The following is an 18,628-nucleotide window of genomic DNA, read 5'->3' on the forward strand; positions in this document are numbered from 1 at the left end:
CTATCTTAGTTATCATCCGTCAACATGACTATTATCCGACATCGCCTCTGCTTTACGAACTCTCACTTGAATGATTCGATTATTCTTCACGACGACTACTTCAAACTCCCATTGTTGATAATGAATTCGTTGCCCCACACTCGGCACTCGGCACTCGGCCCATCAACCATATTAGGAACCCATTTAATGTTTGAAACTTTTCAGAGGCCTCCCCCTCCAACTCACCGACACTTAATGTATGTTTGAATTCGTTGATGGGCATTAGAGCATCCATCTGCCAGCTCTCATCTTTTAATTGCTTCACCCACACTTGCTGTGGTGCCATCCCCAACTGACCAGCAATGGATTTAAGGACATCATAATGCGTCACTAGCCCCTGTACATCTCCATATTCATCCACCAAAAACGTCATTTCTGAACTGGTCTTTTGCATGTAAGTCAGCAACGAAAGCCCCTTCATTGATTCGGGCACAAAACGAGGTTTGCGTAACAACCTCGCTAGCTTGGCGATCGAAAGCTCATTGTATTCATCAAGCAATACTTTCGATGATATCGTCCCTATCATATTGTCTAAACCACCTCGACATACTGGCCATACCGAGTGTTGGGTCTGGCGAAGGTTCTTTAAAATGTCATCGATCGACTGTTCAATATCCAAATAGTGGATATCACTTCGCGGGGTCATTAATGATGTGGCCACTCTATCATTAAGATAAAGCAAGTTATCAATCATCACTTGCTCTTGATGTTCAATCACCCCTTTTTCAGTACCTTCTCGCACCAAGGCAACAATATCTTCTTCAGTGACATTGTCGTTCTGATTGTCCTGTTGTCGCAGCATTCGAAGTAAAGCGTCGGTTGAAATTGACAACAAGCCCACGAAGGGCTTGGTGAGTTGGGCAAGCCAATGTATGGGGTAAGCCACGAGAACAGCGATGCGCTCAGCATTATTTTGCGCGAATCGCTTAGGTACAAGCTCTCCAACCACGATGGCAAAATAGGTAATCACTATCACCACAATTACGGTGGCAAAAACCGACGCTAGATCATGCTCTACGCCACGCTCTATAAGCCAAAGCTTGAACGGTACCGATAATATCGCCTCGCCAAAAACTCCGCTCAAAATACCAATAGCGGTAATGCCTATCTGAATAGTAGACAGGAATAATGTCGGGGTTTCCTTGAGTCGCAGCGCGAGCTGAGCCGATGCCTGCCGTTGAGCCATTTTTTTCAATCGACCGCTTTTCGCAGTAACAAGCGCAATCTCCGACATAGCAAAGAGACCGTTAAGAGCAATAAGACTTACTAGAAAAATGATGTCCATACGCTATCTCCGAGATAAACACACTACGATCATAGCCGACTTCTACCTATCTAAAACGTGAAGATGAGCATAGAAAGTGCCCTGGCTGAACACAAAATTTTTATGGTGACCATCATTGAAAGCGAGGCGACTTTCGTGACGTTTTTTTGAAACATTGTTTATGGAAATAGGACGGTCTGGAGAAGATACGTGTGCAATAGCTCTTATGATAAATAGGCTCTTATGGTAAATAGAATCGAATGGTAATTAGAATCGAATAGTAAGTAAAAGGTCGCTATCAAGCCTCATCTTAAAATATCCACACACATACCCGTATGCCATAGACAAAAAAGCCGCACTCGCGTGCGGCTCTATCTCAATCTTTAACGTTGTTTTGTTTTTATGCGTATTGCGCTTCAAACTCTTTCATTAACGCAACAAGTGCTTGCACACCGTCTATTGGCATCGCATTGTAAATAGAGGCTCTCATTCCACCTGCCGCACGGTGCCCTTTCAAGGCGCGTAAACCACGCTCCTCAGCTAATGCCAAAAACGTGTCATCCAGCTCTGGTTTCGCCAGCTGGAATGGTACATTCATCAATGAACGGTTCATGACATGCACATCATTCCTATAGAAATCAGAAGCGTCGATAAAGTCATAAAGAATGGCTGCTTTTTCTTTGTTGTGAACTTCAATTTCAGCAACCCCACCCTGCGCTTTCAGCCACTTAAATACAAGCCCGGACAAGTACCACGCGAATGTTGGTGGGGTGTTATACATGGAATCTTTCTCCGCCAGCACTTTATAGTTCAAAAACGATGGCAGTACATGACTAGCAAGATCTAATAAATCATCACGAACAATCACAATACAAATACCGGCCGGACCAATATTTTTTTGCGCGCCAGCATAAATTACACCGTACTGAGAAACATCAATTTCGCGCGATAGAATCGTTGATGACATGTCGGCAACAATAGGTAAATCGGTTTGAGGAAGCTCGTTAATTTCAATACCATCAATCGTTTCATTCGGGCAGAAATGAACATAGGCAGAGTCTGCATCGATGTGCCACTCACTTGCAGGTGTGACCGCCACCTTACCATCAATCGTCGTCTTAGCCCGATATACGTTAGGCGTGCAGTATTTTTTCGCTTCTTCAACGGCACTCTCTGCCCAGTAACCAGCATCAATGTAGGTTGCGCTTGTCTTGTTCCCTAACAAGTTCAGAGGAACAGCTGAAAACTGTGCTCGCGCCCCACCGTGACAGAATAGGACTTTATAGTTATCAGGAATCGCCATCAAATCGCGAAGATCCTGCTCAGCTTCATCGGCAACCTGAATAAAAGGTTTCCCTCGGTGGCTGACCTCCATGACCGATGTGCCTAGATTGTTCCAATCAATAAACTCTGCTTGAGCTTTTTCCATTACTGCTTTTGGCAATGCCGCAGGGCCAGCACTAAAATTGAAGACATTCTCTTGAATCGGTTCCATGAACTTACTACTCCTAACTACTCTTTAATCGGTTTAAGATTCAGTAATATCATGTTTTTATATAGATAAGAAGCAAGAAAAGAGGTCCTAAGACCTCTTTTCTTGCTTCAACACAATGAGTATTCACTCAATGCGATTATTGAGCACCAGGCTGTCCCATCATCAACGGTAGAAACAGGGCTAGCAGCGGTATTTTTTGTCCATTTCCAAACATCAACTGACCGTTTTCAATGTCAGCCTTCAACTGATAGCCGGACTCTTGTTGCTCAATCATCTCCATAACCACGAGTTCATCTACGCCTTGAGACAACATAGGGTGAGAAGCAATCATTGCATTTGACATATATGCATCCATATTGCCAGTCAGCGCTGGCATGATTAGGCTCGGATCCTTAGATACATTCGTTGTTCCCTCAGGGATTTCAACCAGCCACTTAGACTTAAACTCACCATCTTGAAGCGTAAAATGCATATCATTCATCGCAACTTTAAAGCCTCGTGCAAACAGCGTCTCTATGAGCGGTGCCAGCGTATTAATATCAGCGTGTTGCAAAGAAGGATTCGACTGATAAATCCCAACCAAGCCCTCAAATGCGGTGCGGTCTAAAGACTCAAGTGAGAAATCCACTTTTAAGTCACTAAGCTCCCCGCCTTCAGGGTATGTCAACGCTTTCAAGTCAAACAAATGCTGAGTATCAATTCTATCTAACTCGGTGTCCAGCGTAGACTTAAAGGTATAAGACGCCGTATCAATATCAAAAATGCTGGTGTGTTGCTGATTTACGATACGAAAGTTTTTCATCGACGCTTGCTGTTCACCTAGCCAAAAACCTTGCTCTTTTTTGCCATCACCGCTAATGCTTAAGTCAGAAACCAGTAGTTGCTCACCATTTTCAAAATCTAACTGGATAGAAGGGATTGTCGCATCTATCGACACTTGGCCAAGCACGGTCACTGTCCCACTCGCCGACGCGGGAGAAATAGAGAAGTCGACGTTTTGACTTTCATTACCTTGATAACTCCAACTACCAAGAGTGAAGTCATAATCTGTATTTCCATTCAGTTGGGTGACGGTGTTGAGCAACAGTGGGAAGTCTGGATAATTCACCATTACCGATTCAGCGCTAAGGCTGAACAAACCATGCTGGATATCACTCGCGACCACAAAGTCTGTCGGTAACCCATCTAATTCCAACTGTTCTTTCAAAACAGGATCATTCACTCGATAGCGAGTTTCCACCTGAGAAGATAAATAGCCTCGATCATAGCGAACCACTTCAGCGCTGACGGTATCGCTATCTAGATGTTCAATGCCATCTTCGATAACTTTCTGGCCAATATGACCGACGGCAAAAGGCCAACATAAAACGAGTGCGACAGCGCCACCGATAGCCGCCATTTTCTTTAATTGATGCATAGAGGTATGGACATTTTATTGATGTGTATTTCATTCAGTCTAACCTAACTTGAAAGGATCTCCAATCTCATACCTACTTCTCATAACCCTATGCTTTTTATTGTTATATTAAAATGTAACTCTCATGGAGAAGGTTTGGAAACGAATGCGACAACGAAATCGATATGCGGTGTTATGTCTAGATAGTGACTTAGTGAATCTCGATTTGCTCGACACTGAGTTATCCTCATATCAATCGCATTTTGATGTTCACCTGGTAACCTCAATTGAGGATGCTCATGAACTGTTAACACTAATAGGATCCGTTGGGCAACAGCTTGCGCTTGTCATCGCCCGTCACTCAAACGTCTTTGATGGCGGAGCGTTTCTTATCCAGCTCGAGCAATCTCGTCACACCCAAACCGCTCGAAAAATTTTGATGACAAAAACAAACTATGGCGACATTCAAGCCATCCTTAACGCCGTCAATGAAGGTCAACTTGATCACTGCTTAACGCTGCCACTGGCTGAAAACGTTCTACGAAAAACGGTTAAAAAAGAGCTGTCTACGTATATCATCTCCCAAGAAAAAAAAGACTTGCTGCACTACAGCCAAATACTCGACCAACAAAAATTAATGAGAGCGCATATCGAACGCAAGATGCACTCTTATCGTGCGAGTTTTATTCATGATTTCCATGAACTCTCCGACGATGACCTCGCTGCGCAAGTCATTGAAGCGTTACTTAAATTCTTTACCGAAAGTGATGAAACGAAAGCGGTTCGACAATATTCCGCCGAGCACTTACTCACGAAAGAAGGACAAGCTAATCAGTTTTTGTGGTTCATTGTGGATGGTCACGTTGCCCTATACAAAAAAGACAAACTCGGACAGCAGTGCGAAGTTGTCAGACACGGTAAAGGCGGTATTGTCGGAGGCATGTCATTTGTTACGGGCGAATGTTCATTTTCCACGGCGATGACACTGACCCGTACCAAAGTAATAAAATTAGACCGACAAGTCTTCACACAAGTCATGCATTCCAATACCGATTTATTACCTTTATTTACTAACCTGCTATTACGACACTTTAATCGCCGACTACAACGTAGTATCAACACTAAGCTTCAACTACAAAAGACACTTGAATCACTAGAGTCCGCGCACCAACAACTCATCGACCAAGAAAAGATGGCTATGCTCGGACAGTTAGTGGCAGGCGTCGCCCATGAACTTAATAACCCCGTCTCTGCCATTTTACGTGGTGCAGAAACGGTGACTGACAAGATAAGTCAAATCCTTCAGCAAGATAATCACCCTGACGAGCTTTCCTTTGGGGTTGATGTATTCGAAAAATCGAGGTTAGCAACGCCACTCTCGACATCGGAATTGCGCGCTAGAACGAAGAGCCTGCAAACTACCATCACAGACCGACGCATAGCAAAGCGTCTTGTGCAGCTCGATTTGCACCACAACCCAGATTTACTCAATCTTGCCCGCGTTTCACCAGAACAACTGTCTCATCGCCTCCACCAGCTCGAACAATACCAACAAACGGGGGCCACATTGCGGTCCATACAGGTGTGCGCACAGCGTATTGCAGACATGGTAAAAAGCCTCAAAGGCTATGCGAGACCAGACAATGAGTCTTATGAGTTAGTTGACTTACATGAAGGAATTGAAGACACATTAGTCATCTTTGAGAATAGGCTGAAACGCCATAATGTCATTAAAGAATACGGTGATATCCCCAAGATTCGATGCATGCCTATCGCATTGCAGCAAGTATGGACAAACCTAATTTCGAATGCGCTGGATGCACTTCCTGACAATGGACAATTGCAAATTCATACTAGTTGCAAACAGCGCCAAGGCATCGATTACGCGGTTTACCAATTTATTGATAACGGCGATGGTATCCCGATTGAGCAGCAAAAGGCTATATTTGAGTTGAATTACACCACAAAAAAAGAAGGCAACTTTGGTCTAGGTATCGGCTTATCCGTTTGCCAACAAATTTTGGCTCAACACCAGGGCTGGATTGACGTTGACTCAGAACTGGGAGTCTATACCGCCATGTCTGTCTACCTTCCACTAGAAACACCAGTTGCACAAACAAGCACTTAAAAGAAAAGTAGCACTCACAAGCCTAAGCCTCACTTAACCACCAGAAGAAGCAACACGCGCAAAGGAGAAGAAAATGAGAGAGTATTTAATCTTATGTGTTGACGATGAACGAGAAGTTCTCGACAGCGTGTTACAAGACCTATCCGATTTTGAAGATAACTTTATTCTTGAAGGTGCTGAATCCGTTGCAGAGGCAAAAGAAATCATTCAAGAACAACAAGGTGAAAATGTTCCACTCGCCCTAATCTTATGTGACCACATTATGCCCGGAGAAACTGGCGTCAGTTTTCTTATTCAACTCAACGAAAACGAGGACACTCATGCGAGTCGCAAGATTCTTCTTACCGGACAAGCCGGTCATGAAGACACAATTGAAGCAGTCAATCATTCTTGCCTAGACTTTTACATCAACAAGCCATGGCGTGGTGATGAACTAAGAAACATCATAAAGCAGCAGTTAACCACCTTTATGATAAAGCACGAGCCCGAACTGATGCCTTGGGCAAGAATATTGGACACCGAGCGCGTTTTTGACGCGCTATCTAAAAATCGTATTAATTATGGAGACTAGCAAACCTAAGCAATTGCCATATTTAACCAAGCAACGGCCTACTTCGTGGGATAAATTGATTAAAAAGAAAGGCGAAAAGCAACATCCATGGTGATAGGCACGACTAAAACCCCACGCTTATCACCAAAAGCCGCTCACTGAAGAAGGTAACAAATCATTAGTTTTACCATATAGATGCGTCAATACTGATGGAAATTTGTATACCTATGTCATTTTTTGGGAATTTCCCCGCGTTGATGGCACATTTTATTGGTGATTGAGGGACACTTTCGATTATTATGTCCACATATCATTGCCGCCAAAAATGCAATACGCGGCGCGCACTTATGTGCAAGGAACTAAAATCAAACAAAAAGGTTTACAAAGATTATGCGCAAGACTCTTTTAGCAGCATTAATGGTCGTAACATCGCAGCATGCTTTTGCAGAGCAAGAGCAAAATCAAGCAACGATGAGTAACTTTAGCTACGATTACGCCGAAGCGCGTATCGGTGCTAGTCCAATGACATTTGGAGCGGGAATCAGTAAATCTATTCACCCAAATGCACACATCGTTGGTAGTATCGATTCTAAATTCGAAGGCGATTATGATATCACTGGTGGTGTCGGTTTCCACGCTCCTGTCAACAACTGGGCGGATTTTACTGGTGAAATGCTTGCGCATATTCACGACAGTGGTGATCACCATAAAACAGACACAGGTATGGAAGTCAACCTTGGTGTACGCCAATGGCTAGGTCCACAACTTGAGATCGGTGGTAAAGCGGGTTACCTAAATGTTGGCGATAAAGACCGCTGGATGGGTTCTATTTACGGACGCTTCCACTCAACAGAATTATTCTCTCTTGGTTTGGAAGGCCGCATCAATCACATCTACGGTGATCAATTGATGTTTACAGCACGCTTCGCATTCTAAGCGCCAAACAGGCGAACCCGGTTGGCTAAGCTTCTTTTGTCTAAGTTTTCCTTATCTAATCAGGCTAGAAAGCAAAAAGGTCATACATATCGTATGACCTTTTTAATGACACTCTCCCCCAGAAATAGACGAAAGTGTGAACAGCGATTACGCATCAAGTTGAGAGCAATTATCTAATAACTGCTGTTTCATTGGATCTTGGATGAGTTTCCAATGCACACCATCAACCGCGCCAGCAAACTTCCATAATAGTTTCACGTCAACGTCGCTACCGTAAGTGCGCTTCACTCGATTAAAAACATTTGGGGCACCTAGCTCTAAGAATGTCTTTACGTCTTCAATACCCGATTTTTTCACCATACGCTCTAACGTCAATTGCATATTGGGAAGGTCACGAAGTCGTCTGTTTTCTATCGCCTTTTTTGTACAGCGTTGACTCACCGAGTTCTCAATAGATTTTTTGACTAAGTCATGCAAACGTGACGAACTAGACTCGAATATATCCGTAATATCATAGTAATTTACCGTCGCTGTAGACTGTTTTTTTACATGCTTAAACTTGTCGCACCCTAAACCATTTAAGATATCATCAAGCTCTAAACCGCCGCGAATAAAAACCCGCTCATTACTGACCAGTGCATACATGGCGCCTTCCTTGAACAAGCCTGTACCACCAAACATTGAACGCTTTTGAGATTCACCAAATTTAATTGTGTAGTCGTAGAAATTTTGCTCAATCATTTCCATTGATCCTTTAATCCATTACCCCGATTAACGTGATCACCAGAAAGCAGCATTTTTTAAGCGAAAAAAGTGAAGCTAGAGTAGACCTGCATTACCACTGCGGTGTCTCTCTTTTTATATAATGTGCATTAATCATAGTTCACATTGCAAAATAAGTCTGGGTCAACATCACATTTACATAACTACACCCCCCAGCAAATGCGAGTCACTTCACTATTTTATATCATACCCATCTAGTGGCATAACTATCAATATATGAACGCTGTTTTAAACGTCAAACAATTGACTTGGCACGACATTTTGGCACTAAGGATATTGTCAATTACGAGTAAGGACAGGTAAACTAGATGCTTATATTTAGCTGCCGAAGTCCTATGAATCACTTATCTTTTTACTGGCTCCCTGATAATCAACAATTATTAATAGAAAGCTTAGAGACCGAGTTTGCCGAGCTCGTGGAACAGTCCATCAATACAGGTAAGATTTCCCTACCTCCTATTTCAGAAGTTGTTTTAAAGATACAAAAGCTTTGTACACTTGAAACCACTGGAATCACCGAGATTGCTGAGTGCCTTCTTGATGACCCTGGTCTCGCTGCCATCGTTTTACGCGTATCTAACTCTGTTGTATTCAACCGCAGAAATATTACCTGTAATGACTTACACACTGCCGTTTCGCGCCTTGGCATATTAAGAGTGCGCGACATCGTTACTGCCCAGTCTATTGAGTTACTTAAACATTCCGTTAATTTGTCTGATAACTGCAAAAGTGTTCTTGTCCAAAGTGCCGCCATTTCACGTGAATTAGCCGCAACAATGGTCCTCGTAACCCGAGCATTTCATGAACAGTCAAAAGACGAGTACAGTTACCTAGAACAAGAAAAAGCACTATTGGTTGGCCTGCTCGCCGATATCGGACTATTTTGCTTGGTGAACGAATACCACCTCTATTTAGAGAAAGGTAACTACCTTAATCCAGAGCTTGCGATGCAGATATTCCATTCGCGCTGCCCTCTTATTAGTGAAAAAGTCCTAACAACTTGGGCATTTGATCAAGACTTTATTGAAGTGGCATCTAACCAAGAGAAAACCACTGACAGACCGGAAGTCTCGTATCTCGACATTGCACGAATTGCTCACCACATTCTTTTATATCGAAAGCAAAATGACGAAGCTTTAGAAGAACACGAAGTTGAGATCAACCTTGACGGCGCAGAAGTAATGTTTCAGCTAACCACTATGAACGACGCTGATTTTCTGGCTCACACTGCTGATATCATGCGTAGTTCAGGCTTATAGTGAAAGAAATGGTTATTATCTAGTATGTAAACACAATGCTACATGCTTGTTTTTAAAGCTCAAACGCTACACAATACGATCCAAATCATATTTTGAAGGATTATTGAGCTTATGTTCTCCGGCATGTTGTTTATCTTTGCTCCATTGGTAATCGGCTATCTTTTTTCGATCTCTCGTATCGAAGTGCTCGACAAAATCAACCAAGCAACGTCTTGGCTCATTTATGTCATCTTGTTTTTAATGGGATTGAGCCTAGCTGCCTTAGAGGACTTTGGCAGTAATCTAAAGATTATCGTCACAATGACGGTGACATTCTTTGTCATTATCAGCTTGTGTAACCTACTATGCCTTCCACTGATTGATCGCTTCCTACCACTTGAGTCAGAGAAAAAGAGTTCAAACTTACCTCTGTCTCGCATGGCTCTTGAATCCCTAAAGCTGATTATTGTCGTTGGAAGTGGCCTTGCGGCAGGTCTTCTGCTCCCGCTTGGCTTGGCTTGGGTCGAGGTGGCAAGTGAATGGATCTTATTTGTTCTTCTGTTTTTCATTGGTATTCAGCTTAGAAACAGTGGCTTGTCGCTCAAACAAATTTTAGTCAATAAGCAAGGCATGGCTATCGCGTCTCTTATCATCATCAGCTCACTCATCGGGGGTTTGTTAGCAGCGTGGGCATTGGACATTCCTGCTTACCAAGGGCTAGCGATGGCATCGGGGTTCGGTTGGTATTCTCTTGCGGGTATTTTAATGGGGGATGCGTTTGGTCCTGTCTTTGGCGGCGCGTCCTTTATGATAGAGTTACTAAGAGAGTTAGTGGCATTGGTCTTTATACCCCTTTTTATTCAAAAGAAACCAAGTACGGCGATAGGCTACGCTGGTGCCACAGCAATGGACTTTACCCTACCTGTGATCCAAAGTACTGGCGGTGTGAAATGCGTCCCTGTCGCAATCGTCAGTGGCTTTATTCTCAGCTTATTAGTCCCTGTTTTAATGCTGTTCTTTGTTTCTCTTGGAAGTTAGATCGCAGGATTTTTAGCGTAAAGTCGTTATACTCCTCGCGCTCTAATAATTATAATTAATCAAATTCAGCCCATTTAAAGGACTTAATAATGAAAAAATGGCTTGCCGCTATGATGCTAGCAACAACCTCATTCTCTTCGCTTGCTGCAGATACTCAATGCCTTTCTGGTAAATATGATGCCTATGTCGACGCATCAATTAACTGGTATCAAGATTTAATTACGCTCACCACTGAGCAATATCCTGAGCTACAAGATGTCAGCCAATGGTTTTTAGAGGGTCGTAAAAACCACTTTGAACTCAATCGAGCGGCGGTGCACTACTACCTAGAAAACGATCAAAATAAAGTATCAACAGAGCGTCCTATTGAAAGTTGGTTGCAGCTCGAACAAAAAGACATCAAAATACTGTCTCAACGTAACGACGAACTGGGTAAGATTGCCGCGACAAGCTTTGCTGACCGTCAAGCGACACCACATCAACAAAATTATGAGTTGCGCAGTGCCTTCGCCGACTTACTTAGCCATCCAAAGAAAATTGATTCCGCACTTAATAAGTACAACGATGCGATAACTAAAGTCGAAGCAACCCGTTGTAAATAGCGCCCCTACCGTGAAAGCTGGCTTTTTCGCCAGCTTTTGCTTCTGAATTAGCCAAAAACTAGCCATTTTGTCTGTAGCACGGTGAAACTTTAGTTCTCAATTCAATTATTGGAAGACATTCTCGTTTAATTGGTTTAGATTGTGCCGCTTGCACCAATGGAATATTAGTAGATTACGATATGGTATCTGAGCAAAAAATTGCTAACGTCAGCTTTGAGAGCCTTCTTCGCATATTCACTATCCCTGAAGGACCAGATTCAACGCTGACACAAATAGAAGAAAGCTTATCGCAAAACCTTAATGAGTTTTTGCGAGAGCATATTGTGGCGGAAGAAAAACCGCTTTATGAAATTGAAAAAGATTTCTCTAGTGCGGTTATTCCCGAGCAGCCTGAATTCGTTTCAGAGCATACGCAGCACTTATTAGACACGCTGGTTTCTCATTCAGTACACACATCATCGCCAAGTTTCATTGGCCATATGACATCAGCGCTGCCCTATTTTTTGATGCCGCTATCTAAAATAATGATCGCGTTGAATCAAAACCTCGTGAAGATTGAGACATCAAAAGCATTTACGCCCTTAGAGCGTCAAGTGCTAGGTATGCTGCACAAGCTTATTTACTCACAAGATGAACCCTTCTATCAGCGCTGGATGCACAGTGCGAACCATTCTTTGGGCGCTTTCTGCTCTGGTGGGACCATCGCCAACATTACCGCGCTTTGGGTCGCACGAAACAACGCCTTAAGAGCCGACGGCGAATTTAAGGGTGTTGAACAAGAAGGTTTGTTCAAAGCCATGAAACATTTTGGCTATGAAGGGCTTGCCATTCTGGTGTCGGAGCGAGGTCATTATTCACTTAAAAAAGCCGCGGACATTCTTGGCATTGGTCAAGAAGGACTCGTCGCCGTAAAGACTGATAGTAATAACCGAATTTGCCCGCAAGACTTGCAACTGAAATTTGAACAGTTAAATAAGCAGCGTATCAAGCCGTTCGCAGTGATTGGCGTAGCTGGCACAACAGAAACAGGCCACGTCGATCCATTGCGTGAAATCGCTCAAATCTGTGCACAAGAGCAATGCCATTTTCACGTGGATGCTGCATGGGGTGGCGCAACTTTGATGTCTGATAAGTATCGCCATTTGCTAGATGGTATTGAACTTGCTGATTCCGTCACCATAGACGCACATAAACAACTCTACATCCCAATGGGCGCTGGCATGGTGCTTTTCAAAAAGCCCGATGCCATGAAAAGTATTGAACATCATGCTCAGTATATACTTCGCAAAGGATCCAAAGATCTTGGAAGCCACACATTAGAAGGCTCTCGTTCAGGTATGGCCATGCTTGTATATGCAGCGATGCATATTATTAGTCGCCCTGGGTACGAATTACTCATTAACCAGAGCATCGAAAAAGCCAAGTTCTTTTCTGAATTGATCGATAAACAGCACGATTTTGAATTAGTATCCAAGCCTGAGCTGTGTTTATTAACTTATCGTTATGTTCCTGAGTGTGCTAAACAGGCACTGAACATGGCGACACCTGAACAAGTCACTCGCATCCATACACTTCTCAACGAGCTAACTAAGCTCATTCAGAAGAAGCAACGCGAAACCGGACGTTCTTTTGTGTCACGGACGCAATTGAATCCGACTCGATGGAGTGAACTCAATACCATAGTTTTTCGTGTAGTCTTAGCGAACCCACTCACCTCTACGGATGTTCTAAGAGCGGTGTTACAAGAACAACGTGAAATAGCGCAAGACAGTGGTGCGAACTTGGTCACTCAGATCGAACGCCTCGCGAAACAGATAACGCTTGCGCAGCATCATTCAGCTAACTGATGTATTGGTGAGTAATACCACAACTGTAGAAGAAATTAGATGCAACAATCACATTATGAAATTTTATTTCTATTTTGTGGCGCTAATACGGCGTAAACGGGCTAGAAAAGCACTATTTTCGCCTGTTTTTTGTCCATTTGTTTTTTTCTTCCAGAATTTTGTTTGATGCCTGTCATATTCTAAAGATTTCATGTGACCTTTTGTTACAGCTGACTGGCTTGTTCGTTTATACTGAACTTATGGAGTTAGCGCGCGTCGACAGTGACTCTATTCGTTAAATAAAGTCACTATATAAAATCGATATTGATACAGAACCCACTAATCTACCCCTAGATTAATGGCACCTTATCAAACTATTATGCGCTAACAAGATGTTCTCTTTACCCTGTGAACACTATGAATACATTAGAGAAAATCCAAAAGAACTTAGAAAATTTCAGCAAATCTGAAAGAAAGGTAGCAGAAGTTATAATGGCATCTCCCCAGACGGCCATTCACTCTAGCATTGCTACCTTAGCGAAAATGGCAGATGTCAGTGAACCGACGGTAAACCGTTTTTGTCGACGACTCGACACAAAAGGGTTTCCTGATTTTAAACTGCATTTGGCGCAAAGCCTTGCTAATGGCACACCCTACGTCAACAGAAATGTTGAGGAAGATGATGGTCCCGACGCCTACACCCACAAGATCTTTGAATCGACAATGGCGTGTTTGGATGTGGCAAAAAACAGCTTAGACTCCATGCAGATCAATCGCGCGGTTGACCTACTAACGCAAGCGAAAAGAATCTCATTTTTTGGACTCGGTGCGTCATCTTCTGTCGCCCGTGATGCACAAAACAAATTTATTCGCTTCAACATCCCAATTTCTTGTTATGAAGACGTTGTGATGCAAAGAATGAGTTGCATTAACTGTTCAGATAATGATGTTATTGTGCTTATTTCGCACACTGGCCGAACAAAGAGTCAGGTAGAAATTGCACATCTTGCCCGTGAAAATGGTGCCACGGTTATTGCGGTTACAGCAAAAGACTCGCCACTGGATAAAGCCAGTTCACTGTCTATTACGGTTGACGTGCCGGAAGACACTGATGTGTACATGCCAATGGCTAGCCGTGTCGTGCAAATGACCATTATCGATGTTCTTGCTACTGGCTTTACACTGCGACGTGGTAGTCGCTTCAGAGACAATCTGAAACGTGTAAAAGAAGTCCTAAAAGACTCCCGCTACGATAAGCTGCCTAATTTTTAATCCAGCTGCAAACAAACATAAAAAGAGAGGTTAACGCCTCTCTTTTTTTATCCCTTCTCACCCTTAATCGGTTTCAATTGGATTATTTCTATACTCCACCTGTACTTGCTCTTCTGTGACCCTATCTCGCGAGTCGCACTGACACTGACATACTTGATTTAAAATATGCTCTAACCGATCGACAGTTAAAGGCAATGGATTACCTTTAATGGCAACGGATTTCATTGCGTCTGCTGCAACAACATCAAATGGTGTATGGCAAACACCAAAATCGGATAATTTAGGCAACTCTAAACGCTCTAAAATCATTGTGACCCATACAATCCCATCTTCGATCGACGCATCCGATCGTGACGTTAGAATCTGAGCAATATGACGATAACGATTTAGCACGTCACTGCGTCCAGCCCGCTTCGCAGCTTTCACATTTTCAGTCATAACATGAGGCGCTAATTGCGCGGTGATCACACTATGAGGGGCTGAAATTTTACCGCCTAATGCAGAGGCAAGCCCATGTGCCGCCCCGAGTTTAGCATTGGTAATTGCCATGCCACCAAGCATCGCGGCAAAAGAAAGATCCGCGCGCGCTTTAGGGTTGTCTTGCTTACAACCTGAAATTATAGATTGGCTTAACCTTCTTAGCCCTTCCTCACAGACCATGTCCGTAAGAGGGTTTGGCTCACCACATACATAGGCTTCCATCAGATGCGTAAACGCATCCATTGCCCCCCTCCCTGAAGTGTAAGCATCCGTCCCATAAGTCAGCACCGGATCGACAATCGCGACGTCTGGTAACATGTCAGGACTTCTCAAGCTCACTTTTACCTTATCTTGTCCTGATTTCAATACCGCATTTTTCGTCACTTCCGCTCCTGTACTCGCGGTCGTTGGAATCGCAATCATTGGGATTGGTTTTGTTTTTAACGGTACATTTCTCCCCACCACTTCAACATAGTCATAAACGTCACCTTGATTGGGGATGATGGCAGCCAGGGCTTTGCCCATATCTAAAACACTTCCACCGCCAATCGCAATCACCATATCTGGGTTAAAACGACGCCCCATAATCGCCGTTTCTTCCACCATAGTAATATTCGGTTCGCCGCAGATAGCAACATGCTGATAGCGCATATTTTGACTGTGAAGATAATGGATGACAGGTTCGGCGCGTTGCCTATCCTGCCCTGTTACAAGTAATACACTGTAGCCAAATTGGTTAATGATAGAGAGAGACGATTGCAATGCACCTTCGCCAAATACGATACGACTCGAAGTCATAAACTGAAACATACCAATATCCTTTCGGTATATCGTCAAGCTCACCATTACACCATTGTCGATTTAGCTTCTATGCTAGAAACTTAAGTCTCAGCATATAGACGATTCATCCGATGCTAAAAACCTAAAGCGCAGTGTCGTTGAAGTTCAAAATACGACATTGAAAAAGTGGTGTCTCAAATTGCAAGCCCTGTCGATAGTAAAAACACATGAGAGTTATAAGCCACTAATAGCATGCAGTGACCTGAGAAATGAAAAGTTGATATAAACCAATCAACATACGTTTTACCCATTTTTAAATTCGCAATTTCGGTATGAGTCACAACATAAACTCATCCATTGACGCTGCAAACTGACTAACATATGCACTAATAGGTTTTACCTATGGTAGTGAGTGGTATTTCCGGCTTTATTTCCTTTTCATCTTAAGGCATAGTTATCGTCATACACTATAAGAGCCGAGTTAATCAAACTCCTAGTGCTTAGTAAGAATTTAATCTTCAAGGAGAAAGTCAATGTTTGTCGTAATTTTTGGTCGTCCAGGTTGTCCATTCTGTGTTCGTGCAAAAGAGCATGCAGAAACGTTAAAAGCTAAACGTGACGATTTCAACTTCCGCTATGTTGACATCCACGCGGAAGGTATCTCTAAAGCTGACCTAGAGAAAACCGTTGGTAAGCCCGTTGAAACCGTTCCTCAAATTTTTATCGATCAAGACCATATTGGTGGTTGTACGGAATTTGAAGCGTATGCAAAAGAAAATCTAGGTCTTTTCGACGAATAACTCACTGTCTAATCAACAGTATAGTTGAAAGAATCACACTTAAAGCCAACTGTAATGAGTTGGCTTTTTTATTGGGATCTATATCAATATTGCGACAAAGCTATACCAAATTGCTATTGACCCGCCACGAGTAAGTCAGAGAATCCCCACAATATGTAATCTAATGGTCAAACTTAAAAAAAATCACTTATCTTTTTGATTATTTCCGCTACAATCGCCACACTTTATAACCCACTCAACTTCGTTGCTTCGAGTCGCTACAGTGAACATTGACGTAGTACAATTGTTAGATCAAAACCCTATCCTCCTTATTTTTGTCGCCTTAGCGATTGGCCTTGCATTTGGCAAAATTCGCTTTGGAAGTCTTCAGCTCGGTAACTCCATTGGTGTATTAATCACCTCACTGGTTATGGGACACCTTGGATTCTCATTTAACGCCGAAGCACTCACCATCGGATTCATGCTGTTTATTTACTGTGTCGGTATTGAAGCAGGACCAAACTTTTTTGGTATCTTCTTTCGAGATGGTAAGCACTACCTCATCCTAAGTTTAGTGGTGCTGGTCACGGCATTAACGGTGACCTATTTTGCAAGCCATTACTTAGGGTTAGATTACGGACTCTCAGCTGGGGTTATGGCTGGAGCTCTTACGGCAACACCTGTGCTCGTGGGGGCGCAAGACGCGTTGAACTCTGGTCTGGCCACCATTCCACGCGGTATGGATTTTGGTTTGGTTCTAGAAAACCTCTCCGTCGGCTACGCCATGGCGTATTTGATTGGTCTTATCAGTATGATTATGCTGGCCAAACTATTGCCGAAACTACAAAAGCAGAATTTACACGATTCTGCTCAACAAATTGCTCAAGAGCGCGGTCTTGGCGGCTCTAGTCAACGTAAAGTGTATCTTCCAATAATTCGAGCCTACCGAGTGGGGCAAGAGTTAATTGACTGGACTGACGGCAAAAACCTCCGTGAGCTTGGCATCTATCGTCAAACGGGGTGTTATATCGAACGAATTCGTCGTAATGGTATCCTTGCCCACCCTGACGGAGATGCGATTTTACAAGAAGGCGATGAAATCGCGCTTGTTGGTTTCCCTGACAGTCATGCACGTTTGGACCCAAGCTTTAGAAATGGCAAAGAAGTGTTTGATCGTAACCTACTTGACCTTCGCATCGTTGAAGAAGAGATTGTTGTTAAGAGTGATAATATTGCAGGAAAGAGTTTATCAAATCTTAACCTGTCAGAGTTTGGCTGCTTTCTAAACCGCGTAGTTCGCGCTCAAATCGAAATGCCGATGGATGCTAATATCGTTCTTGCTAAAGGTGATATTTTGCAAGTCAGTGGTGAGAAAAGCCGCGTGTTAGGACTTGCTGAAAAAGTTGGCTTTATCTCCATACATAGCCAAATGGCAGACCTGCTTGCATTTTGCAGCTTCTTCATTTTAGGCATCATGTTTGGTTTGATTACCATGACATTTGGTCAGGTATCGTTTGGTTTAGGCAATGCTGTTGGGCTACTGCTTTCAGGCATCACACTTGGTTTCCTTCGGGCAAATCACCCTACTTTTGGTTACGTGCCACAAGGTGCCCTCAATATGGTCAAAGATCTGGGGCTGATGTTTTTCATGGTTGGAATCGGGTTAAGCGCAGGCGGTAAAATGTTTGAGCACCTAACTCAAGTTGGCCCGCAAGTGATTGTTATCGCATTCTTAGTCAGCGTCGTGCCGGTCGTACTTGCCTATCTAGTCGGCGCGTACTTCTTGAAGATGAATCGCGCGCTTCTTATCGGTGCTATTGTCGGAGCGAGAACATGTGCTCCTGCGATGGATGTAGTGAACGAACATGCGCGGTCAACCATCCCAGCGCTTGGCTATGCCGGTACTTATGCCATCGCGAATATATTAATGACCCTCGCCGGCACCATACTGATTATTCTGTCTTAACTTAGCTACGTTAGAAACGCCTCACCTTAAACACGAAAAGGATGCCTACGGCATCC

At 43.3% G+C, this 18,628-nt stretch carries 14 protein-coding genes and 1 pseudogene; 10 read left to right on the forward strand and 5 right to left on the reverse strand.

The window, feature by feature from the left end:
- Positions 1-12: 12 nt before the first annotated feature.
- From MD535_RS01665 to MD535_RS01675, 3 genes and pseudogenes are all read right to left on the reverse strand, one after another.
- A pseudogene (locus MD535_RS01665) lies at positions 13-1,324 on the reverse strand (hemolysin family protein).
- 379 nt (positions 1,325-1,703) lie between these two features.
- A complete protein-coding gene (serC, locus tag MD535_RS01670) occupies positions 1,704-2,798 on the reverse strand; it encodes a 3-phosphoserine/phosphohydroxythreonine transaminase (protein WP_265673174.1) in 1,095 nt (364 codons plus the stop codon).
- Between the two features lie 136 nt (positions 2,799-2,934).
- On the reverse strand, positions 2,935-4,215 hold the full coding sequence (locus MD535_RS01675; protein ID WP_265673175.1) for a DUF945 family protein: 1,281 nt from the start codon (positions 4,213-4,215) through the stop codon (positions 2,935-2,937).
- A gap of 145 nt (positions 4,216-4,360) precedes the next feature.
- On the opposite strand from MD535_RS01675, the gene MD535_RS01680 reads away from it, so the two are divergent.
- The 3 genes from MD535_RS01680 to MD535_RS01690 all read left to right on the forward strand — a co-directional run bounded on the left by MD535_RS01680 (position 4,361) and on the right by MD535_RS01690 (position 7,808).
- Entirely contained in the window at positions 4,361-6,322 is a 1,962-nt protein-coding gene (locus MD535_RS01680; RefSeq protein ID WP_265673176.1) for an ATP-binding protein, read from the forward strand.
- A gap of 73 nt (positions 6,323-6,395) precedes the next feature.
- Positions 6,396-6,893, forward strand: coding sequence for a response regulator (locus MD535_RS01685; protein WP_265673177.1), 498 nt, complete (start codon positions 6,396-6,398; stop codon positions 6,891-6,893).
- A gap of 369 nt (positions 6,894-7,262) precedes the next feature.
- On the forward strand, positions 7,263-7,808 hold the full coding sequence (locus MD535_RS01690; RefSeq protein ID WP_265673178.1) for a hypothetical protein: 546 nt from the start codon (positions 7,263-7,265) through the stop codon (positions 7,806-7,808).
- A 147-nt stretch (positions 7,809-7,955) separates the two neighbouring features.
- On the opposite strand, the gene MD535_RS01695 is transcribed toward MD535_RS01690, so the two are convergent.
- Positions 7,956-8,555: a TfoX/Sxy family DNA transformation protein gene (locus tag MD535_RS01695; protein ID WP_265673179.1), complete on the reverse strand. Its 600-nt coding sequence runs from the start codon at positions 8,553-8,555 to the stop codon at positions 7,956-7,958.
- 371 nt (positions 8,556-8,926) lie between these two features.
- On the opposite strand from MD535_RS01695, the gene MD535_RS01700 reads away from it, so the two are divergent.
- The 5 genes from MD535_RS01700 to MD535_RS01720 all read left to right on the forward strand — a co-directional run bounded on the left by MD535_RS01700 (position 8,927) and on the right by MD535_RS01720 (position 14,567).
- Positions 8,927-9,850 carry an HDOD domain-containing protein gene (locus MD535_RS01700; RefSeq protein WP_265673180.1) on the forward strand — a complete coding sequence of 308 codons (924 nt, stop codon included), beginning with the start codon at positions 8,927-8,929 and terminating at the stop codon, positions 9,848-9,850.
- A 111-nt stretch (positions 9,851-9,961) separates the two neighbouring features.
- On the forward strand, positions 9,962-10,867 hold the full coding sequence (locus MD535_RS01705; protein WP_265673181.1) for a lysine exporter LysO family protein: 906 nt from the start codon (positions 9,962-9,964) through the stop codon (positions 10,865-10,867).
- Positions 10,868-10,956: 89 nt separating this feature from the next.
- Positions 10,957-11,469: a hypothetical protein gene (locus MD535_RS01710; protein ID WP_265673182.1), complete on the forward strand. Its 513-nt coding sequence runs from the start codon at positions 10,957-10,959 to the stop codon at positions 11,467-11,469.
- A gap of 179 nt (positions 11,470-11,648) precedes the next feature.
- Positions 11,649-13,316 (forward strand): pyridoxal-dependent aspartate 1-decarboxylase PanP, encoded by a 1,668-nt coding sequence (gene panP / locus MD535_RS01715; protein ID WP_265673183.1) that lies wholly within the window; start codon positions 11,649-11,651, stop codon positions 13,314-13,316.
- 396 nt (positions 13,317-13,712) lie between these two features.
- Entirely contained in the window at positions 13,713-14,567 is an 855-nt protein-coding gene (locus MD535_RS01720) for a MurR/RpiR family transcriptional regulator (RefSeq protein ID WP_250617170.1), read from the forward strand.
- A 63-nt stretch (positions 14,568-14,630) separates the two neighbouring features.
- On the opposite strand, the gene MD535_RS01725 is transcribed toward MD535_RS01720, so the two are convergent.
- A complete protein-coding gene (locus tag MD535_RS01725) occupies positions 14,631-15,857 on the reverse strand; it encodes an iron-containing alcohol dehydrogenase (RefSeq protein WP_265673184.1) in 1,227 nt (408 codons plus the stop codon).
- 503 nt (positions 15,858-16,360) lie between these two features.
- On the opposite strand from MD535_RS01725, the gene MD535_RS01730 reads away from it, so the two are divergent.
- Entirely contained in the window at positions 16,361-16,627 is a 267-nt protein-coding gene (locus MD535_RS01730) for a GrxA family glutaredoxin (RefSeq protein ID WP_102470603.1), read from the forward strand.
- Positions 16,628-16,889: 262 nt separating this feature from the next.
- A complete protein-coding gene (locus MD535_RS01735) occupies positions 16,890-18,572 on the forward strand; it encodes an aspartate:alanine antiporter (protein ID WP_265673185.1) in 1,683 nt (560 codons plus the stop codon).
- The last annotated feature ends 56 nt before the right edge of the window (positions 18,573-18,628 follow it).

The organism is Vibrio qingdaonensis, assembly GCF_026191675.1.
Classification (GTDB): Bacteria; Pseudomonadota; Gammaproteobacteria; order Enterobacterales; family Vibrionaceae; genus Vibrio; species Vibrio qingdaonensis.

Coding starts and splice junctions, on each gene's coding strand:
- serC (WP_265673174.1), bottom strand. CDS start 2,798: ATGGAACCGATTCAAGAGAATGTCTTCAATTTTAGTGCTGGCCCTGCG.
- MD535_RS01675 (WP_265673175.1), bottom strand. CDS start 4,215: ATGCATCAATTAAAGAAAATGGCGGCTATCGGTGGCGCTGTCGCACTC.
- MD535_RS01680 (WP_265673176.1), top strand. CDS start 4,361: ATGCGACAACGAAATCGATATGCGGTGTTATGTCTAGATAGTGACTTA.
- MD535_RS01685 (WP_265673177.1), top strand. CDS start 6,396: ATGAGAGAGTATTTAATCTTATGTGTTGACGATGAACGAGAAGTTCTC.
- MD535_RS01690 (WP_265673178.1), top strand. CDS start 7,263: ATGCGCAAGACTCTTTTAGCAGCATTAATGGTCGTAACATCGCAGCAT.
- MD535_RS01695 (WP_265673179.1), bottom strand. CDS start 8,555: ATGGAAATGATTGAGCAAAATTTCTACGACTACACAATTAAATTTGGT.
- MD535_RS01700 (WP_265673180.1), top strand. CDS start 8,927: ATGAATCACTTATCTTTTTACTGGCTCCCTGATAATCAACAATTATTA.
- MD535_RS01705 (WP_265673181.1), top strand. CDS start 9,962: ATGTTCTCCGGCATGTTGTTTATCTTTGCTCCATTGGTAATCGGCTAT.
- MD535_RS01710 (WP_265673182.1), top strand. CDS start 10,957: ATGAAAAAATGGCTTGCCGCTATGATGCTAGCAACAACCTCATTCTCT.
- panP (WP_265673183.1), top strand. CDS start 11,649: ATGGTATCTGAGCAAAAAATTGCTAACGTCAGCTTTGAGAGCCTTCTT.
- MD535_RS01720 (WP_250617170.1), top strand. CDS start 13,713: ATGAATACATTAGAGAAAATCCAAAAGAACTTAGAAAATTTCAGCAAA.
- MD535_RS01725 (WP_265673184.1), bottom strand. CDS start 15,857: ATGTTTCAGTTTATGACTTCGAGTCGTATCGTATTTGGCGAAGGTGCA.
- MD535_RS01730 (WP_102470603.1), top strand. CDS start 16,361: ATGTTTGTCGTAATTTTTGGTCGTCCAGGTTGTCCATTCTGTGTTCGT.